Source organism: Paenarthrobacter sp. A20 (assembly GCF_024168825.1).
GTDB lineage: Bacteria > Actinomycetota > Actinomycetes > Actinomycetales > Micrococcaceae > Arthrobacter.
Genome location: NZ_JALJWH010000001.1, coordinates 203,300 through 229,744, shown reverse-complemented (window position 1 = coordinate 229,744; position 26,445 = coordinate 203,300). Strand labels below are relative to the sequence as shown.

Sequence of the window (26,445 nt, the reverse complement as noted above, 5' to 3'; positions counted from 1 at the left end):
CGCTGCGGGCACCGTGGGGTAGTCCGCTGACGACTACTTCCGGATCATGTCCAGGACAGCATCCCGCATGCGGCCCATGGTCTTTGCATCCTTGGCTTCGACATTGAGCCGAAGCAATTCTTCGGTGTTCGACGCCCGGAGGTTGAACCACCACTCTCCCGACTCTGCGATCACGCTCAGTCCATCCAGGTCATCAATGCGGACACTGGTTGATTGATCGTAGGTTTGGCGCACGTCCGCAATGGCTTGGGCGACATCCACCACAGTTGAGTTGATTTCGCCGCTGGCAGAGTACGGCTCGTATTGCCTTACAAGCTTGGAAAGAGGCGCGGGCTGCCCGCCCAGGGCGGCGAGGACGTGCATCGCTGCCAGCATCCCGGTGTCCGCGTTATAGAAGTCACGGAAGTAGTAGTGGGCCGAATGTTCTCCACCGAACACGGCGTCCTCTTCGGCCATTTGCGCCTTGATGAACGAGTGGCCTACTCGGGTACGGACCGGCCGGCCACCTGCAGCCTGAACAAATTCGGGCACTGACCGGGACGTTATCACGTTGTGGATGACCACTGGATCGGCCTGGCCCGCTGCTTGGACCCTTGAAATCTCGCGTACCGCGATCATGGAGGTAATCGCCGACGGCGTGACTGGTTGTCCGGTCTCGTCGACCACGAAACAGCGGTCAGCGTCGCCGTCGAATGCCAGTCCAAGGTCGGCGCCGTGCTCCAGCACGGCAGCCTGCAGATCCCTGAGATTATCCGGCTCCAAGGGATTGGCTGGATGGTTGGGGAACGTGCCGTCCAACTCAAAGTAGAGCGGAACGATGGCCAGCGGTAAAGCTTCCAATATCTGGCTGCCCAACACTGCGGGAACGGTCAGCCCGGCCATGCCGTTTCCGGCGTCGACGACGACTTTGAGAGGTCGCACGGCGCTTAGGTCCACGAGCGAACGCAGCTTGCGTGCGTAGTCCGCAAGGACGTCGAGCGGGGCCACGGTCCCAACTGTTTCGGCCCCAAGGAAGCCGTGGTCCAGATAGCGCTGGGCGAGGTCCCGGATGTCGAACAGCCCTGAGTCCGAGGAGATGGGGACTGCTCCGGCCTTGGCCATCTTGATCCCGTTGTACTGGGCTGGGTTATGGCTTGCTGTGAAGATAGCACCCGCCGCGTTCAGGGCGCCGCAGGCAAAGTAGAGCTCGTCGGTGGCGATGAGCCCGAGGTCGTAAACGTTGGCGCCCCGGGTTGCTGCACCTTGTGAGAACGCCGAGACGAACCCGCGGGACGAAGGGCGCATGTCACCCCCGCAGAACACTGTCTTGCCCGCAAGGTCCAAGACATCCACAAAAGCTGCCCCGATGGCCTCTGCGACGTGATCGGTCAGCGAAGAGCCGACTATGCCACGGACGTCGTAGGCCTTGAAAGACGTGGAAAGATCCATATTTCTCCTTGCGCGCACGCATCAATGACAGGAAGCGAACGAATTGTGTTGGAAAAGCAACACTATCAGGTAGCTAGCGGCGGGCCTTCACCTAGCGAATGCCGAAGTCCGTATCTGTGTAGGCACCGACGCGTCGACCAGAACCCTCGGCACAGCCGCAGGTGTTATCAACTTCTAGCCGAACGGCCACAGGGTCGGAAGCATCAATCCTGAGTTCAACAGGTTCGCCCTTGGTTGTGGAAACGCGGAGGGTGCCTTCTTTTGATGAAGTGATGGACATGAGAGTCCTTTCGATGGTTGGGGATCTTGAGTTTGTTGGGCGGGTTTCAGCCCATAGCGTCCAGCACACCGCGAATAATGGTGGCGGCTGCTCCGACATAGGCCAGGATGATCAGGAGAATCTGGGCGGCCCTGGTGGAAACCCGCTTGGATGCGAGGTCACCCAGAACCAGTCCGACCAGGCAGGCGGCGGCGACCGCGAGCCACATTGTCATCGGCAGGACAGGAAACGAGGCTGGTGCGGTGACCGCCTTGGAGATCAGGGACAGCGAGCCGATGGTGAAAAAGTAGGGTTGCATTGTGGCAGCGAACGACTTGTGCTGCCACCGGGTGGCGATGGAGTACATACTTACCGCCGGTCCGCCCACCCCTGCCGCAGTATTCATGAAGCCGCTGAGCCCACCTGCGGTGAAGAGGTAGCGACGACGCTGGGGCAGGACGGCTGACTTCATGACCAGCAGGACTGTCAGGCCCACGGCAAGGGTCACTCCGATCGAGATCTCCAGCACCGACGGTGGCAGATAGCGGATGAGGATCGCCGCGGGGACAATGCCCAGGAGGGCTGACGCGGCCAGTGCCAGGTATCTTTTCCAGTCAATGTCCCGCCTGACGCGGAAGATGATCGCTCCGGCCGTCACGGCTCCGCAGACATTGACCAGCACCACGCCTTCAACAGGGCCCAGGAGCAGGACCAGGAACGGGGCCGCCACCAAAGCGAATCCCATGCCGGTGACGCGCTGCATCCCGGCACCCATGACGACTGCTCCCAGAACAAGTCCTGTGGTCAGCATTTATGGCCTCCAGGCTACGTACTGGACCTCCTCGAACTCCTCCAGGCCCAGACTTGATCCTTCCCTGCCCAGGCCGGACTGCTTGGCGCCGCCCATGGGTGTAAAGGCCACGGAAGGGAGGGGATCGTTGACTCCAACAATGCCTGCCTCCAGCTGTTCGGGGATATCCCAGGCGCGCTTGGAACTGCTGCTCCAGACGTACGCGGCCAGACCCATTTCGGTGGCGTTCGCCTTGCGGATCGCTTCCTCTTCCGAGGAGAAGGTCACCACGCCTGCTGCGGGGCCGAAGACTTCCTCGCTCACCAAGGGCGCGTCGTCGGGAACATCGGCCAGGAGTGTGGGGGCCACGAAGGAACCCTGGGTAGGAACCTGGGTCCGTTCGGTGACCCGGCGGGCTCCACGGCTGAGGGCATCGTCCACCAGGGCCTGGACAGCGGCCACGCGCTCGGCGTCGATGACGGGACCAAGATCCGGTACGGGTGTCCCGCCGTCGGGAACACCATGCCCAATGGTCATCGCATCAAATTTGGCAGCAAGTTTCCGGGCGAATTCGTCCGCGATGCTGTCTTGGACCAGGAATCGGTTTGCGGCGACGCAGGACTGTCCTGTGTTGCGGAGCCTTCCGAGTACAGCCCCCTCGACGGCGGCGTCGAGGTCTGCGTCTTCGAAGACGATGAACGGCGCGTTGCCGCCGAGCTCCAGCAACGGCCTCACTACACGTTCGGATGCCGAGGCCATGATCTGGCGGCCCACCCCGGTGGACCCCGTAAAGCTGACGGCGCGGACAGCGGGATGCTTGAGCAGGGCGCCGGTGATTTCGCGTGAAGGGCCGTGGACCAGATTGACGACGCCGGCGGGGAACCCGGCATCGTGCAGGATCTCAAACAGCCCGGTCGCAGCCAGCGGTGCCTTCTCAGAGACCCGGCCCACCACAGTGCAGCCGGCGGCGAGCATGGCAGCGAGTTTGCGGGCTTGGATGGAAACGGGAAAATTCCATGGGGTGAGGCTAAGTGCGACTCCGATGGGCCTGCGAGTGCTGAGGTGCCGGCGGCCGCGGAGCTCGGGTGGGCTGACGGTGCCAGTGGTGCGGCGTACTTCCTCGGCGAACCAGCGGAAGTATTCCACTGAGAAGTCCACTTCGCCTTGCGCCTCGGGGAGTCGCTTGCCGGCTTCCAACGCCAGGGTGAGCGCCAGTTCGTCGCGGCGTTCGGACAACAGCGCAGCGGCATTGTGGAGGAGGTCGGCGCGGGTGCGGGCCGTGGAGCGAGACCAGTCACCAAATGATTCGGCGGCAGCGTCAGCGGCTTTGGTTGCGTCCTCGGCAGTTCCCCAGGCCACCTCGCCTACGGTGCTCCCGTTCCCGGGGTCTGTCACGTCCTTGGACGTTCCTGCTGAGTGCCAGGTTCCGTTAATCAGGTGTTGTGCTGATTTCAGGTTCACTTTGTGTTGCCTTTCGTTGGCTGGGAGGGGTGCGCTGTCCGGCGCGCGGAACGGTGCCTCATCCCTTGCTGGCGCCTGCGGTGATGCCCGCGACGAAGTAGCGCTGAAGGAAGACGTAGGCCACCACCACAGGCAGGGAGGCAAGGATGACTCCGGCGAACAGCAACGGGTAGTTGGTTTGGAATTCTCCCTGGAAGCTCAGCAGGGCCAGCGGCAGGGTGCGGTTACCGGGGGACTGGATGAACAAGAGGGGGTACAGCAGTTCATTCCAATGGATGACGAACAGGAAGATGGCAGCAGCGGCTATCGAGGGCGCCGAGAGCGGGAGTGCGATGGATACGTAGGTCCGCCAAGGTCCGGTGCCATCTATGGAGCATGCTTCGTAGAGTTCTTTGGGCAGTGTGCGCATGAAACCGCCGAGGATGAAGACGGCGATGGGCAGTGTGGAGACGATGTTGGCCACGATGAGGCCGGTGAGGTTGTCCAGAAGGCCCATGCGGCCGAACAAGACATACAACGGCACCATGTTGGCTTGGGCGGGGATGGCCATTCCCAGAACCAGGAATCCGAAGATGGCCCAGGATGCGAAGCCCCTCAGCCGGGCGACCGCATAACCAGCGAGGCTGGCAATGAAGAGTGTGATGGGAACGGAGATGCCGGTGACGATGACGCTGTTCAGGAAGGACGAGCCCAGGTCCTGGCCGCCAATGACTTCCGCGAAATTATCGGGCGCCAGGGACTGGGGCAGGCTGAAGGGACCCTCGAAAAGTTCCTGTGTGGACTTGAAGCTGCCGAACAGCACAACGGTGATGGGGACGATAATGATGACCGCATAGATGGCAAGGATTCCGCGGCGGCTGATTGATGCAAGCATGCTGTCATTCCCCCTTCGGGGTCAGACGGAGCAACCGGCGCTGCAGCCAGGTAACCAAGGCGATCATCCCCATGAAGATGATTGACTGAGCGGCGGCATATCCGAACTCCGAGTTGGCAAAAGTGCTGTAAATGCGGGTGGAGAGAATGTCCAGGGACCCTTTGGGTGGGTTGCCCGCGATACCCAGGATCAGGTCGAAGGCCTTGAACGATTGCACCGTGGTGTAAGCGACGACGATGGACGTGGCCGGGGCTACGAACGGCCAGGTGATGGACTTGAACTGCTGCCATTTGTTGGCTCCGTCCATCTCGGCCGCTTCGTACAGTTCGCGGGGAATGGCCTGAAGACCTGCGATGTAGACCACCATCATCTGGCCCGCATGGAACCAGACTTGCGTGACGGCTACCCAGTACAGTGCCTGGGAATTGTTGCCCAGGTAGGAACCTTGAAGCCCCTCCAAGCCGATGGCGCCCAGTGCCGAGTTGGCGAGACCGAAGTTGGGATCGTAGATGAACTTCCAGATGAAGGCCACCGATACTGAGGACAGGATGGTGGGGAAGAAGAACAAAGCGCGAAGCACCACGTTCCCCCGGGAATTCTTTGTCAGCAGCAGCGCGAGCAGTAAGGAGAACAGCGTTTGTGCAATGACCACCAGCAAAACGAACTTCAGGTTGTTGGTCAGGGCGTTGGTGAACAGTGAATCCTTGGTGAAGGCCCGGACGAAATTGTCCACACCCACGTAATTGAAGGCTGCCGAGAATCCATTCCAGTCCGTGATGGCGTACTGGAACGCCTGCAGCGTGGGCATCACCAGGAACACGGCGATGATGGCCACCGCTGGCAGCGGGAAGAGGTAGAGGGCAGGATTCACGCGGGTTGGGGACCGGCGCTTCTTCGATGCGGCTTCCATAGTGCTGTCCGGCGCCTTTCGCTTGGGAGCCGTTCCGGTATGGGTACTCACAGCCGTTCGTCGACAATCTTCTGGGCTGCCTCGGCTGCTTGTTCAGGGCTGGTGCCTGAAATGACAGCCGTTGCGCTGGCTTCAACGGCGTTGCGGACGTCCAGGTTCTGGAACTGGAACCGGGCGGCCAAGGCCGTCTTCTTGTCCAGCCACGGGCTCAAACGCTTGAGGTCCGAGTTGGTGTATTCGACGTCCTTGACGGACACATGCTGGGCCGTCTGGTTGGCGTAGTAGCCAGCGTTGGCAGGTTCGGACAGGAAGTCAATCCATGCTGCGGCGGCCGCCTGGTTCTTGCTGGCGGAGTTGACGCCCAGGATGAACGTGGCATTGTAGGCGCCCTCATACTTGGCGTTGCCGTCCGTGGACGTGTTGGGGAAGACCAGCTCGATGGGGAACGTCGCACCCAGGTTGCGGACAGCTGCGATGTGGTACGAGCCCGTGGCCAGCATCGCGGCCTTGCCTTGGGAGAAGAGATTCTGTGCAGGCTCCACAGCAGTACCTGTGGCATTGGGCTGGAGGTAGGGGACCAGATCCTTGTACTGGTTCAACATCCTGATGAACCAGTCATCCGTGCACTTGAGCTTGCCCTGTTCGATTTGGGCACACATGTCATCCACCGGGGCGTTGTTGGCAATCATGCAGTTGAAGAGCTGGCCACCATTTCCAACGTCGCCGCCGGGCCAGGAGATGGGGACGACGCCGGATGCAGCCAACTTTTCGCACATGCCCAGGAAGGCGTCCCAGTCTTTTGGCGCCAGTTCGGCGCCGGCTTTGTCGAACAGGTCCATGTTGGCCATCGGCATGGGGAAGACCACCTGATACGGCAGGCCCAATTGGCTGTCGCCCGACTGTCCGGCCGTCAGAAGGCCCTTCTGGTAATTGCCAACAGCTTTGCTGTTCTTCAGCTCGGTGTAGATTCCGGCTTCACTGAAATTGTTGAACTGGGCACCGCGGAAGGTGGCAAACGCGTCACCGATGGCCGCGCCACGCACCTTTTGCAAACCCTGGGCGTTGTAGTCGTTGGACGTGGAGATATCCTGGGCCACCTCCACGCCGGCGTTCTTTGCAGCGAAACGTTTGATGAGTTCGTCGAAGACTGCCTTGTCCTCGCCACGCCAGTGGGCGAAGGACACCCTACCTGTGATGGCACCGGTGGCAGGCGCGGAAGGACCTGTGGCGCCACCTGGGGCAGTGGAGCCGCCGGGGCCGGCGCATGCTGCGGCGGTCGCGCCGAGACCCAGAGCTCCGAGAACGGCCATGGCCTGCCTGCGTGAAATCTGACTCACAATAATCTCCTCGTTGAGTGTTGCTGTGCCTAGTTGTTGGGGAATCGGGCACACATGGTGCCCTGAAGGATCAGGCGGTGGTTCGCTGGGCCGAGACCACCTCGTCGACCACAGCGCAGAGTCGCTGCAGACGACGGACTGCGTCCGTGGACAAGGATTCGACGACGTCGGACGAGCCGATGCAGGACGCCCACACGGCGCGACCGGACAGGAACCCGCTGGCACCTTCCAGGCAAGCCCATCGGACGGCGTCCGGGAAAATCTCCTCCGGTACGCCCGAGGAGAGGACTACCCAGGGACCGTCGATGGCCTTGGTGAGTTCGGCGCAAGCTGCACGGACTTCGGCTTCAGAAGCCTGGCCCTTGAACGGGACCTCCGCTTTATAGAGGTCAGCTCCCAGGCTGCCGAGTTCCTTGGCCGCAGCCAGAATGCCGGCGTTCCAGTCGAAGTCGCCTCCTGCCAGGGGTTTGCGGGAAACAGGTTCGATGATGCTGATCAGCCCGGCGGACTTGCAGCTTTCCACGAATTCGCGGACCATCGCCACCCGCCCTTCGGCGGGCTCATCCGGTCGGTAGAGAACCAGCAGCTTGAGGGCCTTCGCGCCCAGGGCGGCATATTTCTTCGGTTCAACAAGTTTGTCGATGGTCACTTCGCCCACAAGCTCGCCATGGGCAGACTCGAAATGGTCGGCTGAGGCGATGAGCCCGCAGCTTGGGTCAACGACGTTGGCCTCAATGGCCTGATCCAGCGCGAACTGGCGGTCAATGAGAACTCCGGAGGCGTAGGGAGTGAGAATGCGGGCAGCTGCGAGCTTGAAGTCGCGGAGGTCCTCGTCAGTTACGGGTTGGTCGGTGTGCTCGGCAAACATGTTCCGCATGGCTTCGCGCTGGTCAACGGCGAGCATGGCGAAGGCACCCGACGGGCGCTGGAGTGAAGAAAGGTCGATGGTGCTCATTGGCTGCTTCTTTCGGCTAGAGAGTGGGATTGGCGGTAAGAACTGAGGTGACGGTCTGGCGTGGAATCATGGAACGGCCATCCAAACCTGCGCAGGATGCGGAGGCGGTGCGGCCTGCGAATGACGCAGCCTCCACAAGGGGAAGCCCTGCTGCCACGGCTGCCAGGATGGCGCCGTGATAGACGTCGCCGGCGCCCAGTGTGGAGACGATGTCGGCGGGGGTCGACGGGACGTGGAACGGAATGCCATCCCGTTCAAGGCCCCAGGCTCCATCCGACCCCGCCGTGGCGACCACGGCCGAGGCGCCCCCATCTATGGCCCTTTGCAGGAGGACCTCAGGGGCAAGGTCGTCGCCGTACTCGGCCCGCAGGCGTTCGATGGTGGGGACATACAGCTCGACACCCTGAGGGCTGAAGGAGGGAATGGGGTTTCCGGCATCCACGCTGATCCGTAATCCGGGCAGATCTGCTACCGCATTCCAGCCCAAGTGATCCACATGGACCCATGCTGCAGTGCGCAGCAGTTCATGAAAGCGGCTGCCGGCCGGAAAACGGACTGGCGGCACTGGCCGGGTGACGATGGCCCGGCTCTCGCTGGCCTTGCTGACGATAATGACGCTCGCGCCCGTGGCGACCTCAGGGTCACGGATGACAGCGGAAGTGTCCACGCCCTCGGCGTCGAGTCCCGTGATGATCCGGTCGCCTTCTTCGTCCGTGCCGAGGACGCCCGCGAAAGCAGTCCTGGCACCGGCCCGGGCCGCTGCCACGGCTGCCGTGGCGGCCGGCCCACCACCTGCCGTAACGAAATCGGCGGCGACCGTGCGGCTGTCGGCGGCAGGATAATCCTGCACGAGGGCAATGGAGTCCAGAGTGGCACACCCGACAAAAAGCAGGGTTCCGGATTTCGGTTGGGGCACGTTCCACCTCGTTGTAGTTGGACTGGTAGTGAAAAAATATACACACGCTATGTGTGAAAAACAACACATTCGGTATAGTGATGTTCGGGATGCAACGTCGATCCCTTACTCAACGCAGAGAAACGGAGCAATTCATGTCATTGCCTTCTGGAGAGATGGTTCAAACCATTCGCTACGGCCTGATCGGCGCCGGCCACATGGCCCGCGAACATGTCCGGAACCTCGCACTGATACCGGGAAGCCGCATCACCGCGGTTTCTGATCCCACACCTTCCTCCCTTGCGGAGACCTCGCGTGAAATTGGCTACGGGGTGCAGACCTACTCCACGCATCAGGAACTGCTGGCATCAGGGCTTGTGGACGCCTTGGTGATCGCAAGCCCCAACGACACACATCTGGGAATCCTCAAGGACATCTTTGCCAGTGGAACCAACCTCCCCGTCCTGGTGGAAAAGCCGGTGTGCACCAGCGCGGAGCAGGCAGATGAGCTTGAGATACTTGCAGCTGGTTACCCGGCCCCCGTCTGGGTCGCAATGGAATACCGCTACATGCCTCCAGTGCAGGAAATCATCCAGGCCGCTCATGGCGGCAAGCTCGGCACCATCCACATGCTCTCAATCGTTGAGCACCGCTTCCCGTTCCTGCACAAAGTGGACGCCTGGAACAGGTTCGCCGAGCGCACCGGCGGGACCCTGGTGGAAAAGTGCTGTCACTTCTTCGATCTGATGCGCCTGATCCTGCAGGACGAACCCACCCGCGTCTACGCCAGTGGAGGACACGACGTCAACCATATGGACGAGGTCTACGACGGCCGGGTATCGGACATGGTCGACAATGCCTACGTGATCGTGGACTTCAAGGGCGGGCGCCGCGCCATGCTGGAGTTGTCCATGTTCGCCGAGGGGTCCCAGTTCCAGGAAAGAATCTCCGTCGTGGGTGACGCTGCCAAGATTGAAACCCTGATTCCCGTCGCCGCCAACCATTGGATTGAGGGGGACGAAACCGAAGCCACCGTCGAATTCAGCCCGCGTTCGCCGCTTGGCCCTGAAAAGCATGAAGTTCCCGTGGACGAAGCGGTTTTGGCTGCCGGGGCCCACCACGGTTCGACTTACTACGAGCACCTCGGCTACCGGAAGGCCATTCTGGGCGAAGGACCCGTGGAAGTGACTGTCGCTGACGGCCTTCAATCCGTGCGGATGGGCCTCGCAGCGGAGCGCTCCATCGTGGAAGGACGCCCCATTGGACTCCTCGCTACCCATGTTGGTGCGCAGAAGTAAGTAAGATTGTGTTGGAATTACAACACTTTCCCACACCGATGATCGGTCCGGGGGGCGTCAAACGAGGGGAAGCCATGAGCATCGCACGAGAAGAGGCGCCGCTGACACCGCGGCAGCAGACCATTCTGGACGAGCTTGGCAGGCGGGGGTTCCTTTCCACCGCAGACCTTGCCGGCACATTCGACGTGTCGGACATGACGGTCCGCCGTGACACGCGTGCCTTGTCCAAGCTGGGGCTGGTCAAGGTGGTCCACGGTGGGGTCAGCGCTGTCGAAGGTCACGGCCAAAATGCTGACTTCGCTGCGCGCGTCCGGGAGGACGCTGACGCGAAGCAGAGGGTGGCAAAAGCGTGCGTGGACCTCATCGCCGAACGTGATGCGATCATCCTGGACGCTGGCACCACTACCTACCAGATCGCACAGGAGCTGCCGGCTGCCTTCATGGGCACGATCATCACCCACTCTGCTCCCGCCATACAACGGTGCCTGCAGCTGACATCCGCACGCACCATTTGCCTGGGTGGTGAGCTGTTGTTGGACAGCCAGGCGTTCAACGGACCCATGACGGTCAACGCAGTCCAAGGGCTTCGCGCGAAGACAGCCTTTATTGGTGTGAGTGGGATCCACGATGAGGGTTTCTACATTGAACGGGACGTGGAACGGGCCACGAAGTTGGCCCTGATGGGATCTGCGGAGCAAGTTGTAGTGGTTGCCACCCACCAGAAAATGCTTCGGTATGCGCTCGCTCGCCTGGCTTCTTTTGAGGCGGTGGACATTCTTGTCACCGACGCGCCGCCGCCCCGGGAAGTGGCAGAGGCGTTGGCGGCATGCAGCGTCAGGCTGATCGTAGCGGAATAGCCGCCTGCCCGCGGGAGTAGTCAACGCCGCGTCGAATCGTATAACCGACTCCTGGCAGTCGGCCTTTGAGGCTAGGACTCTGCGTTATCAATGTCCGAAAACAAACTTTATCTGGTGGAATTCAATCATCAGGCAATAAGATGAGAACAGGCTTCCCTTCGGCGGCCGCAAATTTTTGAGGAGATCCATATGACGTGGCTGAACAGCGCCGCTCACGCACGTTGGCTCGAAGTAGAGACAGACAGGCTCATTAACTTCGCTGCCGGTTCCAAGGTCCCCACAGGCTTCGGCTGGCTCGACAACTACGGCAAGGTCCTTGCCGACAAACCGACCCATCTCTGGATCACCGCCCGAATGGTCCATAGTTTTGCAGTTGCTGCGTTGATGGGGCGCCCCGGTGCCGCGTCCATGGTGGACCATGGCATTGCGGCGCTCAACGGAGCCTTCCGCGATAACGAATTCGGCGGCTGGTACGCGGAGGTCGACGAAAACGGGCCCGTGAACGACACGAAGTCCGGTTACCAGCATTCGTTCGTGCTTCTGGCCGCGGCGAGTGCCGTCGCGGCCCGCCGGCCCGGTGCCCAAGAATTGCTGGACGAGGCACTGCATATAGCTGACTCGAAATTCTGGGACCACGAAGCCAATATGTGCTTCGACTCATGGAATCGGGATTTTTCGGAAACCGAAGCCTACCGGGGCGGGAATGCCAGCATGCACTCGGTGGAGGCGTACCTCATCGTCGCTGATGTGACGGGCGAGAATCGCTGGCTCGAGCGCGCACTCCACATCGCTGAGGTGCTCATCCACCAGTTTGCGCGCAACAACAACTACCGGGTCTTCGAGCACTTCGACCCGGACTGGACCCCGCTTCCGGAGTACAACACCGATGACCGGGCCAGCCAGTTCCGTGCCTATGGTGGAACGCCTGGCCACTGGGTCGAGTGGGCCCGGCTGCTCTTGCACCTCCGCGCCGGCCTTGAGGCCCGCGGTATGGACGTTCCTGCGTGGCTCATGGAAGACGCAAAAGGCCTGTTCGACGCCGCCATCCGCGACGCATGGGAGCCGGACGGCCATCCCGGATTCGTGTACTCGGTGGATTGGGACGGGAAGCCAATTGTCACCTCCCGCATTCGCTGGGTGCCGGTCGAAGCAATCGGGGGTGCGGCCGCGCTGTACATGGCCACAGGGGACCAGAAATACGCGGACTGGTACGAGCGGATCTGGGACCACGCCCGCGACTGGTTCATTGACTACGAGCACGGTTCCTGGAAGCAGGAGTTGGACGAGCACGGCAACGTCGCCTCCACCGTCTGGTCCGGAAAGGCCGACATCTATCACCTTTGGCACTGCCTTGTGGTTCCGCGACTTCCGCTGGCACCCGGCCTCGCTCCGGCAGTTGCGGCAGGGTTGCTGGACGCCCATCTCCGTGCCGGCCAAGGAAACTGAGGAATCACCGAGACTGCCGCGTCAACTCCGAGCACTGACATCAATAAGGGGAAGGCGTACCGGGGGATCTTTTTGACTTACCCCTGTTAGGGGACGACCTGCGCGGCAACAACAGAAGCGTTCGACGGCGGGTGGGAACCCGCCGTCGAACGCTTCTGTTGTGGTGGAACTACAGACGGTCGGTTCGGACAAAGGCGCGCGCTGGGACCGTCCCCGCACGCGGCAAGGACCAGATAGTGCCCGCTCTACAGAACTCCTGCACCCAGGTCCTGTGCCGACTGCCAGGCGTGCCGGTAGTACTCGGCGTGTGCCAACCCTGCGGCGGCGTCCTCGTCGATGATCACAGTGGCCCGTGCGTGCTGCTGAATGACCGAGCCCGGCACGGCCGAGGAAACCGGCCCTTCCAATGCAGCGGCAACGGCCTGGGCCTTGTTCGCTCCGAAGGCGAGGAGCACCAAGCGCCGTGCCCGGAGTATGGTTCCCAGGCCCTGGGTGATGCAGTGGGTCGGGACCTCGTCCGGAGAACTGAAGAACCTGGCGTTGTCCTTGCGCGTTTGGGCGGCCAGTGCCTTGATCCGGGTGGACGATGCCAGGGAGGACCCGGGCTCGTTGAATCCCACATGGCCGTTGGAACCGATGCCCAGGATCTGGATGTCCACTCCGCCGGCGTCCGCGATCATTGCTTCGTACTCCGCTCCGGCCTGGGTGATGCCGCTGCCAGTGCCCCGCGGCGTGAACACCTGATTCGGGTTCAATCCCAAAGGCTCAACCACCTCGCGGGTGATCACCGAGCGGTAGCTCTCAGGGTGCTGCGGAGGGACGCCCAGATACTCGTCCAGCGCGAAGCCGCGTACGCCGGAAACATCGATCCGGTCGCGGCGGACGGTCCTCGCCAATGCCGCGTACGTGGACAGTGGTGTTGAACCTGTGGCCAGCCCCAGCACGGTGGCGGGGTTGGCGATGATCTGCTGTGCGAAGATCGACGCGGCGACACTTCCGGCCTCGGTGTGGTCGCGGACAATGATGATTTCTGCCATGGGTCTTCCTTTGAATAACTGCTGGGGGACGTTGCTAGTCGGCGGTGATCGCCGCGCCGACAGAGCCGATGGAAAGCCCCGGCGGGACCAACTGGACGCGATCGCCAAGGGCCAAGCCGGAAAGGAATGGGGAGGGAGCGCCGAACCGGGCAAGCTCCCGCTGGATACCGTTGAGTAGTGGCTGTCCGAGGGCGTTCAGGCCGCCGCCAATGTAGATGGAAGCGGGGTCGTAGGTCAGTCCGAGGATTCGGATGGCTGTGGCAGCACCTTCGAAGAACCGCTGCTGAACAACTTTGGCGACCGGATCGCCGTCGAGCACTGCCTCAAAAAGCGAGACGGCCGGCCACCGGCCGGGGCCCTTCCACTGTCGGGCAATGCCCGACCCCGAAGCGATGAGCTCCAGGCAGCCCTTTTGGCCGCAGGGGCATTCCTCGCCCTGCATCCCGAGGGGGAGGTGGCCGATTTCGCCCGCCGCTCCGGACGTGCCCCGGACCACAACGCCGTTGCTGACGTAGCCCGCCGCCAATCCGGTGCCGAGGTTCAGGTATGCGCTGGAACCGGAGGCATCGCCGTCGGCCAGCAAATAGTGGGCTCCGATGGCGGCGGCATTGACGTCGTTTTCCACCACGACCGGCAGCCCCTGCTCAGCCTCCACCAGGCTGCCGAGGTCCAACCCGGCAACACCAACATTGACGGCATTGGCCACATACCCGGACTCCGTATCCACCGTTCCTGGGATTCCAATGCCCAGCCCGGACACGGTGCACTCCGCCAGGGTTTCCGCGCTGCGCAGCTCCTCGAGGACGCCGAAGAGCGAGCTGAGCAGGGCACCGTTTCCGAACCCGGTGGGACGCCGGACCGTGTGCAGGACGGTGCAGTCCTGGTCCACGGCGACGGCCTCAATCTTGGTGCCGCCGATGTCGACGCCGATCCTCACCGTGCGCGTGGCGGAGGGGCCGGATATGCGCGGGGCAGGCAAAACGGGAGTGGAGCTCAGTGTCATCAGTGATCTTTCGGGGTTGGCACCCAAGCAGGTCGCAGCAGATGTTCCAACGAGGGCTCAATCGGGCATCTGCTGCTACTTAGTTGGGTGGGAGGGGGACGGGGAGTCCGGCTTCGAGGCTTCGGTTGGCGGCTTCGACGATTGCGACGATGCTGAGGATCTCCCGCAGGGGTACGTTCGGTGTCCCGCTCCGGATGGATTTCACGATCCCCTCCAAGAGGCCAACCAGCATGGGAGGGCCGGCTTCGATCGAGAACTCCGCGCAGCCGCCATCGGATTCGATGCGCCCGGTAGTGAACGGACTCCAGTCCGCCTCGCCCTTCATGGCGACCACGCGTCCGTCACCCCACCTCACCGTCACCGTGGTGGCGTCTCCGTCGGAACCGGGCCTCCCGGCGTCGACCGTTAGTGCCTCCGGGCCGGCACCGAGCGCTGCCACTGCGAGGTCTACCAAATGCACGCCATACCAGGCCAGTCCCGGGTGGCCGGGCTGGGTAGGCAGGGGCCCGTCCAGGGAAACGGACTGACAGGGCCCTCCCGTCAGGGCCGCTTGGAATTCCGGCGTGAACCTCTTGGGGGACCCCGCCAGGACCAAAGCGCCGGAGGCTTGCGCCTGGGCGAGCATGGTCCGGGCCTCAGCCAGGGTGGGGGCGAAACGCGTGTCCACATAGATCGGCTTGCCGAACCGCACCACGCGCTGAAAGTAGCGCGGGTGCGTCCGTGCATCGGAAGACACGATGAGCAGCGCGTCGCAGGCCTCGGCCACGGCCTCGGGCGAATCGCACATGACGACACCCAGCCCGCTCACTTCTTCGGCGAAGTCATCGATGCGGTCGCGGCTCAACGGAAAGTCCGACGCCGGTTCCCCCTTCCACGCGTGCGTCACCACGCCGCCGGGGACCACGCCGTCGAAGCCGTTCCCGAAGAGCCGCGTAAACGACGGCGCGTGCGGGGAGTCGACGCCGATGAGACCGAAACGGAGGGGCGCAATAAGCGTCATCCCTTCACCCCGCTGTGCGTGATGCTGGCGACGATGTGCTTCTGCAGGAGGGCGAAGATCACCAGGCAAGGGATGAAACTGACCAGCGTTGCGGCCATGACGTTGGACGTGGACGCGGTCTCGGTGTTCAACGTTGCCAAGCCCACAGTGAGTGTCCGTGCTGCGTCCGACTGGCCCACCACCAACGGCCAGAGGAGGTCGTTCCAATGCCAGAGAAAGACGAAGATGGCCAGGGTTGCCAGGACGGGACGGATCAGCGGAAGCACGATCTGCCAGAAGGTCCGCCATTCGCCGGCGCCGTCGATGCGGGCGGCGTCGAACAGTTCCTCCGGCATGTCCCGCACGAACTGCCGGATGAGGAAGATCGCCTGGGCGTTGGCCAGCGTGGGCAGGATCAGGCCCCAGAGGGTGTTCACCCCGCCCATCTTGGAGATGAGGATGAACGTAGGAATCAGCGTGGCCTGGACGGGCACCATCATGGTGGCGATGATGGCCCACAGCAGCGCATTACGGCCGGGGAACCTCTTGCGGGCCAAGGCGTAGGCGGCCATGGATGCGGTCAGCAGGACAACCACCACGGACACCGCCGAGTACAGGAACGAGTTCCACAGCCAGAGCGGGAATTCGCCCACGTTGAAGATGCGGATGATGTTGTCCAGCGTCAGCGACGACGGCAACGCGTAGGGCAGCGTGGGTGCGTCCTCGGGGGAGAGGGCCAGCACGGCGACGGCAATCAGGGGCGCCACTGTGAACAGTGAGATCACTGCCAACACCCAGGTCAGCGTGCGCTGCCGGCGCTTCTCGGTGCTGCGACGGGGGCTGGGGATCCGGCCAACAGTTGGAGTGGAGACGGTGGCAGTCACTTGGAGTCCTTACCTTCGAAGAAGCGCTGCTGGATGAGCGAGAGGATGAGCACAATGACGAACAGCACCACGCCAATGGCCGAGGCATAGCCGAAGTCGAAGAACTTGAAGCCCTCATCGAACAAGAAGTAGATGAGGCTGTGGCTGGCCCGGGCGGGTCCGCCTCCGGTCATGACATAGATGGTGTCGAAGACCTGGAATCCGACGATGGTCTCAATGACCAGGACGAAGAACACCACGGGCTTCAGCAGCGGCAGTGTGACGTACCAGAACGATTTCCAGGCGCCTGCCCCGTCGATGCGGGCAGCCTCGTGGACTTCGGCCGGCTGTGCCTTCAGCCCGGCCAGGAAGATCAGCATGGAGTAGCCGAAGCCTTTCCACACGGACACCACGGCCAGGGACAGCAGTACCAGCAGCTGGGGTCCGGAGGTGAAGGGGACGGGGCCCATGCCCAGGCCGCCCAAGGCCGCATTCAGTGGGCCATCCGTGGAGAAGATCCACGTCCAGATGATGCCGGCCATGACGAACGAGCTGAGGTACGGAATGAACAGCAACGCCCGGAAAGTCCCGGTGAACCTGACCAGTTTGTCCAGGAGGACAGCTCCGGCCAGTGACACGGCGATGATGAACGGGACGAAGATCGCCACGTACAGGAACGTCACCTTGAGGCTTTGCCAGAAGTTGGGATCAGCAGCCAAGCGGGTGTAGTTGTCTGCGCCCAGGAATTCGAAGTCGCCGTTGAGGCTGTATTCGGTCATGCTCATGGCTCCGGCCCCGAAGATGGGGAGGAATTTGAAGAGACCGAAAATGACCAGGGTGGGCAGGACGAAGAGGATGCCGGCCAGTGCCTCGCGGCTACGGGCTTTCCTGGCCCCAAAAGGCTTGAGCGGTGGTGCCGTCAGCTCTGGATGTCGGCCGGCCAGTGTGCTTCTGGTGCGGGTGTTTACAGACATGGGGTGACCAATCGGTGGTTGGGCTGGACTCAGGATGCTGAGCGCTGCAGGATGCCGCGGGCTTCTTTGGCAGCACGGTCAAGGGCTTCCTTTGCGCTGACATCGCCGCGCAGGGCCGCCTGGATGTTCGGCGCGAGGGCGCCCATGACCTGGCGCGCAACGGGGGACGGTTCGCCGGGGTTGGCGGACTTCAAAGCCTCTGCCATGGCGATGGAATCGGGGTCCGTGCCAAGGGCTGCGGCGTCGCTGCGTGTGGGCAGGTTGCCTGCGGCGGCGTTGAGGGCCTTCTGGGACTCAGCGGAGCTCAGGTAGCTCATCACCTTGTAAGCGGCTTCGCGGTTTTCCTTCTTGTTGATGGAAGTCAGCGCCAGCAATCCGGGGTTGCCGTACGTCGCCTGGACCTTGCCCTGCAAAGGAGCACCCAAGGCAACGTTGTCGGCGCCGAGGGCGGCGCGCATCTGCTTCAGCTCCGGCAGCGAGGTGGTGGCCCGCATTGCTGCCTTGCCGGTGGCGATCGGCGCCCCTTCAACTTTGGGGCCGTCGGTGGCGGCATCCGCGGGCAGCCCGCCGAGCTTCTTGAGGTCCATCAGCAACTGCAGCGCCGAAACGCCGGCCTCCGAGTCGAAAGCGATGTCCTTGGCATCATCGGTGAACACGGTTCCGCCGGCCTGCCACAGCAGCGGATAGAAGGACAGGTTGAGCGTCTGTTCGGGGCTGCCGGCGTAGTCCATCACCGCGATGCCCTTCTCCGCAAGGACCGGCGCAGCACTGCGGAGATCGTCCCAGGTCTTGGGCAGTGGAATCCCGGCGTCCGCGAAGATCTTGGTGTTGTAGGCGGTGGTGTTGATGTTCTGGAACAGCGGAACGCCGAACACCTCTTTGTCGAACGTCGCCGCTTCCAGTGTGCCGGGATAGAAGCTGTCCTTGTCCTGCTCAACGGCCTTGTCCACCGGCAGCAGTCCGCGCACGTTGCGGTAGGTTGCTGCCTGGTCGGGCGTAATGAGCACGACGTCGGGTCCCGAGCCCGCGGCCAGCGCCGCCGAGATCTGGGCGTCCCGCTTGTCGAACGTCTGGAGTTCGATACTCAGGTCAATCCCAGGGTTCGCCTTCTCGAAGCTGGCCTCGGTGTCCTGCCAGAACTTCTTGCTGGCGGTCTCGTCCTTGATGACCGGGTACATCCAGAGCGTCACCTTGCCGGTGGCCTGGCCGCCGTCGGACGTTGGCGAACCGGTGGAACCGCAGGCGGTGAGCGTCAAAGCGGCGGTGACGACGGCGGCAGTTGCCAAAGCGGCGCGGTGCATCTTGCGTGTGAACATGGTGGCTACTTTCGGGTGAGGGTGGCTTCGTGGATTGCGCTGAGCGCGAGCTCGTGGCGGCTGGCTGCTACGGGTGCGGTGAGGAGGGGATCGCCGCATTCGCGCATCCAGTCGAAGAGGATTGCGGAGAGATCCCTGAGGATCTCCGATTGCTCCGGATGGCCGGCGATGTTGTCCAGTTCCTCTGGATCCATCGTCAGGTCGTAGAGTTCCAGCGCCGGACTGGTACCGATGGTTGGCCCGCCAAGGTCTGCGGGCAGGCTGCGGTGAATCCAGGATTGGGTGGGATCCATGGCGCGGGGCGCGTTGGAGAAGTTGACGATCAGCTTGTGCGTGGATGTCCGCACTGATCGTTTGGGGTCGTAATACGTGTGGTGGCTCAATTGGCTGAAACAGTGGCTTCGCGGAGCATCTCCCGCTTCCACGGCCGGCCGCAGGGTGGTTCCGGCGAGGCCGTCAGGAGTTGTCAGTCCTGCCAGGTCCATCAAGGTGGGCAGGACATCCACGTGACTGACGATGTCCCCCACTCGTCGCCCGGACCACGCCGGGTTGCCCGGATGGCGGAGCATCAGCGCAACTCCCAGTCCGGCGTCGTACAGGGTGCATTTGGCGCGGGGCAGCGCGAGCCCGTGGTCGGTGGTGAACAGCACCAGCGTCTGGTCGCGGAGGCCGAGCGAATCGAGTTCGGCGAGAATGCTCCCGACGCCTTCGTCCATATGTTTGACGGCGCCCTGCAGTTCGGCGATCTCCTCGCGGGCGCCGACGTCGTCCACCAAGTGGGCTGGAACGGTGTGGCCCAGGGAGACGTCCGGTTCCACGCCGTCGGCCAGGAAGCCCATCACCCCCGGACGGTCCCTTTCGGAGGGCACCCGGTGCGGCTCCGTGAAGCCGACCTGCAGGTAGAAGGGCCGGTCGCTGCCGGACATGCGACGCAAGGCGTCGGTGGCGCGATCCACGACGACGTCCCGCGCACCACCCGTCCGGGCGTGGTCGAAACCGAGCCTGCCGGCCACGACGTCGTCCGCCAAAACACGCGATTCGTGGTGCACGCCCACCAGCTCGGTTTGGTAGCCGACGGACTTCAGCCTGTAGGCGATGTGGTCCTTCGGTTCTTTGAGATCCCAGCTGAAGGGCTCGTGCGTCAGCCCGAGGACACCGTTGGTCTGCGGATACGTGCCCGTGAAGAGCGAGGCCCGGGCAGGGCTGCAGTGGGGAGCAGTTGCGAAAGCCTGCTCGAAGAGTACTGATTCATCGGCCAAGGCGTCCAGGTTGGGGGTGGACACTGTTTCCACCCCGTACGTGCCCAGGAAGCGGCCGAGGTCGTGGCAGTGGATCAGGAGAATGTTTTGCACGTTCAGCCCATCCTTTCGAGGTCGGCGCGGGTGAGGGCGTGTTCCATGGGCTGGCCGCCGATGAAGCGGCGGAGTTCATCAACCACGATCCCGCCGGCCCTGCGCCGGGAGTCGACGGTTGCTCCGCCGAGGTGGGGAGTGAGGAGCACGTTGGGCAGGGAGCGCCAGGGATCGCCTGCCGGCAGGGGTTCTTCGTCGAAGACGTCCAATGCGGCATCAATCCGGCCCGAGTGCACCTCCTTATAGAGGGCTTCCATGTCCACGATGGTGGAACGGGCCGTGTTCACGAACGCGGCCCCGTCCGGGAGTAGCGCGAGTTCGGCAGCACCGATGAGTCCTGCGGTTTCGGGGGTGGCCGGAGCATGGACAGCGACCACATCGCTGTGGGTCATGAGGTCATCCAACGTGGCGGAGCTGGCCGCGAGGGGATCTCCCGTGGGGATGTACGGATCGAACACGGCTACTTTCGCGCCGAGGGACCGGCAGGCCTCGATGTAGCGGCGGCCTGTCCGTGAGGCTCCAACGACTCCAACGCGGGCACCGGAGATTTCACGGGCGCGTTGGACGTTGCGGGCGTCGTCCCAGTTGGCTCCGGAACGGAGGCCGTGATCGAGCCGGTGCACGCGTCGCAGCAGGTTCAGCGTGAAGGTGAGCGAGAGTTCCGCGACGGCCGGTGCCATGGCTGCGCCGGCCTGGGAGATGGGGATGCCTGCGGCCCAGAAATCGTCGCTGACCAGGGCGTGCAGTGATGAGGCGGCGTGGACCACGCACTTGAGGTTCGGCGCCGCTGCCAGGTGTTCGGCGTCGAGGCGGGGGAAACCCCAGGCGGTGATGAACGCGTCCTTGCCTGCGGCAGCGGCGGAGAAAGCACCCAGGGACTGGAGTTCGGCGGGGGCGACTTGGGTGACCTCGCCGAGTCCGTCCAGGGCAGCGCGGGTTTCGGGGGAGATGAAGGCCGCCCGTTCCGCATCCGGGATGCTCAGCAGGATCTGCAGCCGGGTTGCTGTGGGTGGCGAGGATGTCGATGCAACGCCTTTGTTGTTGTTCATGGGACCGAGATTGCCAGTTTCAATATCTTTTGTCAATGACTAAAGTAAGTACAATGGAGAGTGTGAAGGCATCCGGACTGCGGATGCCAGAATGGGGGAGATCCCATGCGACGCGACAACAGGAGCCACCAGCAATGAAGCCACGCGCAGGCAGCAAGGCCCTGATCCGCGAGATCAATGAGGCCCTGGTGCTGGACATTGTCCGGACACAGGCGCCGGTATCGCGCGCCAAAATCACGGTTCAAACCGGTTTGAGCGCGGCCAGCGTCACGGGGATTACCGGCAAGCTCATCCAATCCGGACTGCTGGTTGAGACCGAGATTGCGCCCAGCACGGGTGGCAGGCCCGCACGACTGCTTGAGCTCGGACGCGAAGGTGTTTTCGCGGCGGGGGTGAGGCTGTCCGCTACGGAAGCCCACGCCGTCGTCGTCGATTTGCGCGGTGACGTGGTGGCCACCCACAGCGAGCCGTTGGCGTCCACCGGGCCTGACGAAGCAGCAGCGGCCGTGGAGCGGGCCGTGCGCGCGGCGGCCGGCCCGGTGGACTCCCGGCTTATTGGGGTGGGGGTTGCCGTTTCCGGCGTGGTTGACCAAGTCAGTGGCCTGGTGCGGCACAGCGGGGCGATGGGCTGGGCTGACATCAAGTTCCAAATGCTCCTTGAAGAGATTTCCGGGCAACCGGTCATCGTTGACAGTTACGTCAATGCCTATGCTCGCGGGCTGCTGTTCGATGACGTTTTCAAAGGCCGGGAGATGCTCATCTTCAGCGTCGGAACCAGCCTGGGTGCCGCCGTCGTGATTGAAGGCCGCATCCAGCGCGGCTTCAACGGTGCAGCTGGGGGCTTCGCCCATTCGCGGGCCATCACCGGGCCGGGGCCGGCCCGGCCCTGTCACTGCGGCGCGGAAGACTGCTTCGAAACCCGCGGCAGCCTGTGGGGCATGCAGCAGGAGTTGGCGCGAAGTGGCCAGGACCGGGGCATGGACCCCGACGTCGATTCCGGCCTGATTGCCGACGCCGCCCTGCACCTGGGTATCGGAATGGCGAACACGGCCAAGGTCATGGGCCCCGAACAAGTCGTGGTGGGTTTCGCGCCCGAGGCCGATCTGGGGTCCTTCGCCGAGCAGACCAAGCGCGCGTTCTTGAATCAGTACCGCCACGCGAACACTCCGTCTCCGTCATTTGATGCAGCGATTGCAGATCCCGTAGCCCTCGCCCGGGGTGCTGCATGCTCGGTGCTGGCGGGACTGTTTACGGCCAGCCCAACTGGGTAGCAGCAGCTGCCGTTGTGAGGGCTCAGAACGGCATCTGCTGCTACTTACATGGGCTTGGAGGGCCTACTTTTCTTTCTTGGGCTTCTTGTCTTTCTTTTCTTTCTTGAGCTTCCCCTCGGGGGACAGGTCATCAATCCGGACCAGGTTGGGGCCCTGCAACGTGTAGAGCAGGCCGTCTTCGTCCGCTGTGATGTGCGGGCCGCTGTACCAGCCGCCGTTGATCGCCGGGGCCACCACGGTGACCTCGAACGTGGTGGGGTCGATGCTGAAGACCGTGGTGTCAGAGACGCCGTAGACCTTCTCCTCGGTGGCCACCAGGGCTCCGAAATCAGTGCATACCGCGCTCAGGTCTCCGGTATGGACCACTTGGCGGGTGGTGAGGTCCACAACGAACAGGCCGGCCGCCTTCCGGGACATGCCAAAAAGGTAGTTGCCGTGGATTGCCATCGCAGCGATGCCTTGGGTCTGGCCGGGATCCAGGCGCCACAGCTCCTGGTTAGCTACCGGGTCCCAGGCAACTACGGTGCTCCGGGGGCCCGTGGGGTAGATGTTGTCGCCGCCGAGGTAGGCCACGCCGTCCTTGGTGGCTACGGCCCGGACCATTTGGAGGGCATCGATCGGGTTGACCTGGGCGATTACCTGGGTGGTTGAGGGCTTGTAGGCAGCGAAACAGCCGCCACCGCCGGTGTCGTTCTGGGCGCCGGCAATGACCAATCCGTTGACTGCATCCCAACAGACGTCCAACGGGCGGTTCTGCCCTGCGGGCAATGCGGCTACCTGGTACGGAAGTTGACCGGTAGCGGGGTCGTAGGCGTAGATCCCCCTGGAGTTGTACTGGCCTGTGTAGAGAATTCCGCCCACAATCACTGCGTCCTTGGCTTCACCCGTCGCCCGGAGATAGGACACCTGTTCCGTGGCAAGTTGGTGGCGGGCGATTGTCCCGGTGCCACCCACGTAGACGTCGCCCGCACCGGCAGCCAGGCCCATGCATAGCTGCGGTCCGCCCGGCGCCCCGGCCTGTTGCAGGTCATGCTTGACGGCTGTCTTCGCTACCGGGTCCACTTCAATGACGTCGTAGGAGGAGACCGTCAGTGCCTTGTTGCCGTAGACGTCCAGGCCCCACATGGCGCCGACATCTTCGGTGAGGATCTGGGTGATCTTCTTGGTGACCATGTTGTAGGACCACACGCCCGGTTCCTTGACGAAGAAGACGTCGTTGCCCAACTGCCTGAACATCACGCCGGTCTTGGCAATGATGGTGTACTGGGCGTGGTTGGCAAGGTTGATCAGCACGGACTTGCCCGGGCCCTTGACCCCCACTCCCAACTGCCCGTTCAGCACGCTGAGTGACGTGACAGAGACGCCGGTGGCTACTTCTGCCGGGAGGATGTTGGTGGAGGCTTTGGTGGTCCGGTCGAAAGCGAACAGGCGGCCGGGACTTGATCCGTTGCCGCCGCCCAGCGTGCTGCCCGTGCCGAAGTACACGTGGCTGGCGGTGGCGGCCACGGCCTGGGCAATCGTGGCTCCGGCGTCCGGGATGCCCCAGCTGGTCATGGCATTCGTGGCGGGATCGTATTCCCACAGGGAAGGTGCATTGGTGGTCAACCCGCCACCGGCAAGGTAGACCTTTCCATCGGGGGCCACGGCCAGGGCCCGGATATCGCGGTCGCCGGTTTCGCCGACGCCGACCGCGGGAACGTTGGGTGTGCTGAGGTCCCAGCGGTAGAGGTTCGGCTTGCCGTCAATTCCGTCGCGCAGTACGCCTGCGTACAGGTAGCGGCCGGTGGAGTCTGCAGCCAGGGCCTGGATGCTGTACCCGGAGCCGAGGTCTGTCCGCGAAGTGATGGTGCCAGTGGGGAGATGGAACCCGATGATACGCACAGGGTTGAGGTTGCGGGACCCGATGTAGACGGTGTCGCCCACCAGCAGCGAACTCATCAGGGAAAACTGAACGACGGCGGGTCCAAGGTCGGTGATATGCGGGACGCCTGCGGTTTGCTTTTTCGGTGCGGCCTGGGCAGCGCCGGAGGACATTGCTGACAGTGCTACGGCGAGTCCGCCGACGCCCCCGGTCTGCAGCAACTGACGACGATTGATGGCGAATGTGGACATGGAAGATCTCCTCATTGAGTATCCCGTGGGGCATATATCGTGGGGTGGTTTGGTGCCGCCAGGGGCGTTCCGGATACGTCCTGTGCACTTCATTCAGGGTTTCAGCCTGGGGGCGGGAAATCCATGATTCGAACATTTTCAGACATTCGATGTGTGGGAGGCCGTTCGGTCAGTGCGGCGCTTCCCTGTGGTGCACGCGCCGGAACTGGCTCGGTGAATAGCCGGTCTTCCTGGTAAAGAGTCGGCTGAAGTAGGCGGGATCGTCATAACCGGTCAGTGACGCGATCCTCTGCACGGGCAGGGCTGTGTCGGCCAGGAGCGATTGGGCGCGTGACATCCGGAGTTGGATGATGAGCTCTTTAGGGCCCACGCCGGTGGCTGCCTGGACCGAATGCCGGAGTTCGGAAACGGAAACCTTCAATGCAGCAGCCAGTTGCGGCAGGCTGAGCGGGAGATGGGCCATCTCCTGGAGTCTGCCGAGCAGCTCTCCTTGGGATTCTCCGGTGCTCGCGACTCCGTGGTTGCCGGCGTCGACGAGCACCCGTTGGCAGAGTATGGAAGCCTCCACATCACCGCGGTGACCGCCTGTCGCGAGTGTTGATCGAAGGGCTGGGAAAAGTCCAAGTGCTTCCGCGGGGCGGGCGTCCGAAGAGGCATCCAGCTCCACCATTGGGCGGTCCCGTGCAAAGCATCCCAGTTCCTCCAATGCCCTCGCCGTAGGACCGGTGAACAACACCCAGTGTTCCTTCCACCCCGCCGGTCCTGGACCATACCCGTGGCTTACGCCGGGGAAGAGCCAGATGATCGCCGGAGCTTGGACCGTGTACCGCCTGCCGTCCACGGAGAAGTGCCCGGAGCCTTCGGATACCAGCACCATGGCGTGGCTGCTCAGGGTCCGTCCGGAAAAGGAAGGCAAAGTCCCGCTTTGCTCACCTGCACCCAGGCAAGCCAAGCCCAGGTTACGGAGGGGAGAGCCCGGATGGCGGTACGTTGACCAATCGTCCATGAACCTCAATGCTGCCCTTACCAGCACGTGGAAACAAGTCGCACAAAAGTCCAAGTCCCAGGACACGGGAGTCCATTCACTTCGTTGCACACCGCTGCCAGGCTGGACATCATGTTGACCTCGAATGGCTACGTCCTGGATGAATCGGTATCCCGCCTCGCGGAGCTTGAGCCTGTACCCCCTTCCGAGCGCCGGGATCGTGACGCATTGTGGGCAAGGCTCCGCCGCGACGGATACCTTTACCTGAAGGGGCAGCTTAATCCGGACCATCTGATGGATTTCCGTGAGTTCTACTTTGCTTCCCTCAGCGAAGCCAATGTGTACGCGACGGGTACGGATCCGCGGGAGGGCATTGCAGCGCCGGGTGCGGTTGACCGTGCTGCGTTGCGGCGGGGCCTCTTCGACCACATCGTTCCCGGGCGGGAGTACCAGGCGCTGTGCACTGCGGAAGGCATTGCCGGCTGGTTCGCTTGGTTCCTGGAAGATGATGTCCATTTGCACCGTCGGAAGATCATTCGCCACACCAAGCCCGGCGAAAGCGGGATCGGCACCGCCACGCAGGCCCACTACGATCTGGTCTATCTGCGCGAAGGCAGCGATCGTGTGCTTTCCATGTGGATTCCGCTAGGTGATTGCCCACGCGAGCGGGGAGGCCTGGCCTACCTGGAGGGCAGCCACCACTGGGTGATGGCCGAGGAGCGGGAGGGAACCCTGAAAATGCCCGCTGCCTCCATTACGGCTGACCTTCCGGGGCTGGCGGACGAACGCGATGCCCGCTGGCTCGTGACGGATTATGAGGTGGGCGATGTGGTGGTCCACTCGGCGCATATTGTGCACGCCGCATTGGATAACACCGACCGCAACGGCACCATGCGCCTGTCTACCGATATCCGCTACCAGCGGCTCAGCGAACCAATTGATTGGCGCTGGCAGGAGCATTGGAATTACGACGACGGGCTCTAACCCGCCGCCG

General features: G+C 63.0%; 24 protein-coding genes. 5 read left to right on the top strand and 19 right to left on the bottom strand.

All coding sequences use genetic code 11. The features are described 5' to 3' along the window. Positions 1-33 precede the first annotated feature (33 nt). The 9 genes from J3D46_RS01100 to J3D46_RS01060 form a co-directional block, all read right to left on the bottom strand. Positions 34-1,428, bottom strand: coding sequence for a phosphomannomutase/phosphoglucomutase (locus J3D46_RS01100; protein ID WP_231338416.1), 1,395 nt, complete (start codon positions 1,426-1,428; stop codon positions 34-36). 91 nt (positions 1,429-1,519) lie between these two features. Then, positions 1,520-1,708, bottom strand: coding sequence for a hypothetical protein (locus J3D46_RS01095; protein WP_231338415.1), 189 nt, complete (start codon positions 1,706-1,708; stop codon positions 1,520-1,522). Positions 1,709-1,754: 46 nt separating this feature from the next. Then, positions 1,755-2,498 carry a sulfite exporter TauE/SafE family protein gene (locus J3D46_RS01090; RefSeq protein WP_231338414.1) on the bottom strand — a complete coding sequence of 248 codons (744 nt, stop codon included), beginning with the start codon at positions 2,496-2,498 and terminating at the stop codon, positions 1,755-1,757. After that, the gene (locus J3D46_RS01085; protein ID WP_231338413.1) at positions 2,499-3,938 is read right to left on the bottom strand and encodes an NAD-dependent succinate-semialdehyde dehydrogenase; all 1,440 of its coding nucleotides are present in this window, start codon (positions 3,936-3,938) and stop codon (positions 2,499-2,501) included. Between the two features lie 58 nt (positions 3,939-3,996). Beyond that, entirely contained in the window at positions 3,997-4,812 is an 816-nt protein-coding gene (locus tag J3D46_RS01080; RefSeq protein WP_159706046.1) for a carbohydrate ABC transporter permease, read from the bottom strand. 4 nt (positions 4,813-4,816) lie between these two features. Continuing rightward, positions 4,817-5,722: a carbohydrate ABC transporter permease gene (locus tag J3D46_RS01075; protein ID WP_231338412.1), complete on the bottom strand. Its 906-nt coding sequence runs from the start codon at positions 5,720-5,722 to the stop codon at positions 4,817-4,819. Positions 5,723-5,769: 47 nt separating this feature from the next. Beyond that, positions 5,770-7,059: an ABC transporter substrate-binding protein gene (locus J3D46_RS01070; RefSeq protein WP_231338411.1), complete on the bottom strand. Its 1,290-nt coding sequence runs from the start codon at positions 7,057-7,059 to the stop codon at positions 5,770-5,772. Positions 7,060-7,129: 70 nt separating this feature from the next. Beyond that, positions 7,130-8,014 carry an aldolase gene (locus J3D46_RS01065; protein WP_231338410.1) on the bottom strand — a complete coding sequence of 295 codons (885 nt, stop codon included), beginning with the start codon at positions 8,012-8,014 and terminating at the stop codon, positions 7,130-7,132. A gap of 16 nt (positions 8,015-8,030) precedes the next feature. Beyond that, positions 8,031-8,930 carry a PfkB family carbohydrate kinase gene (locus J3D46_RS01060; protein WP_231338409.1) on the bottom strand — a complete coding sequence of 300 codons (900 nt, stop codon included), beginning with the start codon at positions 8,928-8,930 and terminating at the stop codon, positions 8,031-8,033. A gap of 134 nt (positions 8,931-9,064) precedes the next feature. On the opposite strand from J3D46_RS01060, the gene J3D46_RS01055 reads away from it, so the two are divergent. The 3 genes from J3D46_RS01055 (at position 9,065) to J3D46_RS01045 (ending at position 12,510) form a co-directional block, all read left to right on the top strand. Further along, a complete protein-coding gene (locus J3D46_RS01055) occupies positions 9,065-10,207 on the top strand; it encodes a Gfo/Idh/MocA family oxidoreductase (RefSeq protein WP_308102684.1) in 1,143 nt (380 codons plus the stop codon). A 74-nt stretch (positions 10,208-10,281) separates the two neighbouring features. Next, on the top strand, positions 10,282-11,064 hold the full coding sequence (locus tag J3D46_RS01050; RefSeq protein ID WP_231338407.1) for a DeoR/GlpR family DNA-binding transcription regulator: 783 nt from the start codon (positions 10,282-10,284) through the stop codon (positions 11,062-11,064). 189 nt (positions 11,065-11,253) lie between these two features. Further along, positions 11,254-12,510: an AGE family epimerase/isomerase gene (locus J3D46_RS01045; protein WP_231338406.1), complete on the top strand. Its 1,257-nt coding sequence runs from the start codon at positions 11,254-11,256 to the stop codon at positions 12,508-12,510. Between the two features lie 245 nt (positions 12,511-12,755). On the opposite strand, the gene J3D46_RS01040 is transcribed toward J3D46_RS01045, so the two are convergent. The 8 genes from J3D46_RS01040 to J3D46_RS01005 all read right to left on the bottom strand — a co-directional run bounded on the left by J3D46_RS01040 (position 12,756) and on the right by J3D46_RS01005 (position 21,083). Further along, positions 12,756-13,547, bottom strand: coding sequence for a glucosamine-6-phosphate deaminase (locus J3D46_RS01040; RefSeq protein WP_231338405.1), 792 nt, complete (start codon positions 13,545-13,547; stop codon positions 12,756-12,758). A gap of 34 nt (positions 13,548-13,581) precedes the next feature. Next, the gene (locus J3D46_RS01035) at positions 13,582-14,550 is read right to left on the bottom strand and encodes an ROK family protein (protein WP_231338404.1); all 969 of its coding nucleotides are present in this window, start codon (positions 14,548-14,550) and stop codon (positions 13,582-13,584) included. Positions 14,551-14,629: 79 nt separating this feature from the next. Further along, entirely contained in the window at positions 14,630-15,550 is a 921-nt protein-coding gene (locus J3D46_RS01030; RefSeq protein WP_231338403.1) for a Gfo/Idh/MocA family protein, read from the bottom strand. Further along, entirely contained in the window at positions 15,547-16,413 is an 867-nt protein-coding gene (locus J3D46_RS01025; RefSeq protein ID WP_231338402.1) for a carbohydrate ABC transporter permease, read from the bottom strand. The genes J3D46_RS01030 and J3D46_RS01025 overlap by 4 nt, the downstream gene beginning before the upstream one ends. Next, positions 16,410-17,366, bottom strand: a complete 957-nt coding sequence (locus J3D46_RS01020; RefSeq protein WP_231338401.1) for a carbohydrate ABC transporter permease — start codon at positions 17,364-17,366, stop codon at positions 16,410-16,412. The genes J3D46_RS01025 and J3D46_RS01020 overlap by 4 nt, the downstream gene beginning before the upstream one ends. Before the next feature lie 29 nt (positions 17,367-17,395). After that, positions 17,396-18,682, bottom strand: coding sequence for an extracellular solute-binding protein (locus J3D46_RS01015; protein ID WP_231338400.1), 1,287 nt, complete (start codon positions 18,680-18,682; stop codon positions 17,396-17,398). A 5-nt stretch (positions 18,683-18,687) separates the two neighbouring features. Next, positions 18,688-20,034 (bottom strand): sulfatase, encoded by a 1,347-nt coding sequence (locus J3D46_RS01010; protein WP_231338399.1) that lies wholly within the window; start codon positions 20,032-20,034, stop codon positions 18,688-18,690. 2 nt (positions 20,035-20,036) lie between these two features. After that, complete coding sequence (locus J3D46_RS01005) at positions 20,037-21,083, bottom strand: hydroxyacid dehydrogenase (protein WP_231338398.1); 1,047 nt, start codon at positions 21,081-21,083, stop codon at positions 20,037-20,039. A 134-nt stretch (positions 21,084-21,217) separates the two neighbouring features. Between J3D46_RS01005 and J3D46_RS01000 the strand changes: the two genes are divergently transcribed. Then, positions 21,218-22,354 (top strand): ROK family transcriptional regulator, encoded by a 1,137-nt coding sequence (locus J3D46_RS01000; RefSeq protein ID WP_231338397.1) that lies wholly within the window; start codon positions 21,218-21,220, stop codon positions 22,352-22,354. 63 nt (positions 22,355-22,417) lie between these two features. Here J3D46_RS01000 and J3D46_RS00995 read toward each other — a convergent pair whose 3' ends face one another. Beyond that, positions 22,418-24,466 (bottom strand): hypothetical protein, encoded by a 2,049-nt coding sequence (locus J3D46_RS00995; RefSeq protein WP_231338396.1) that lies wholly within the window; start codon positions 24,464-24,466, stop codon positions 22,418-22,420. Positions 24,467-24,635: 169 nt separating this feature from the next. Next, positions 24,636-25,472 carry an AraC family transcriptional regulator gene (locus tag J3D46_RS00990; RefSeq protein ID WP_231338395.1) on the bottom strand — a complete coding sequence of 279 codons (837 nt, stop codon included), beginning with the start codon at positions 25,470-25,472 and terminating at the stop codon, positions 24,636-24,638. Between the two features lie 111 nt (positions 25,473-25,583). Between J3D46_RS00990 and J3D46_RS00985 the strand changes: the two genes are divergently transcribed. Then, positions 25,584-26,435, top strand: coding sequence for a phytanoyl-CoA dioxygenase family protein (locus J3D46_RS00985; RefSeq protein WP_231338394.1), 852 nt, complete (start codon positions 25,584-25,586; stop codon positions 26,433-26,435). Positions 26,436-26,445: the final 10 nt, after the last annotated feature.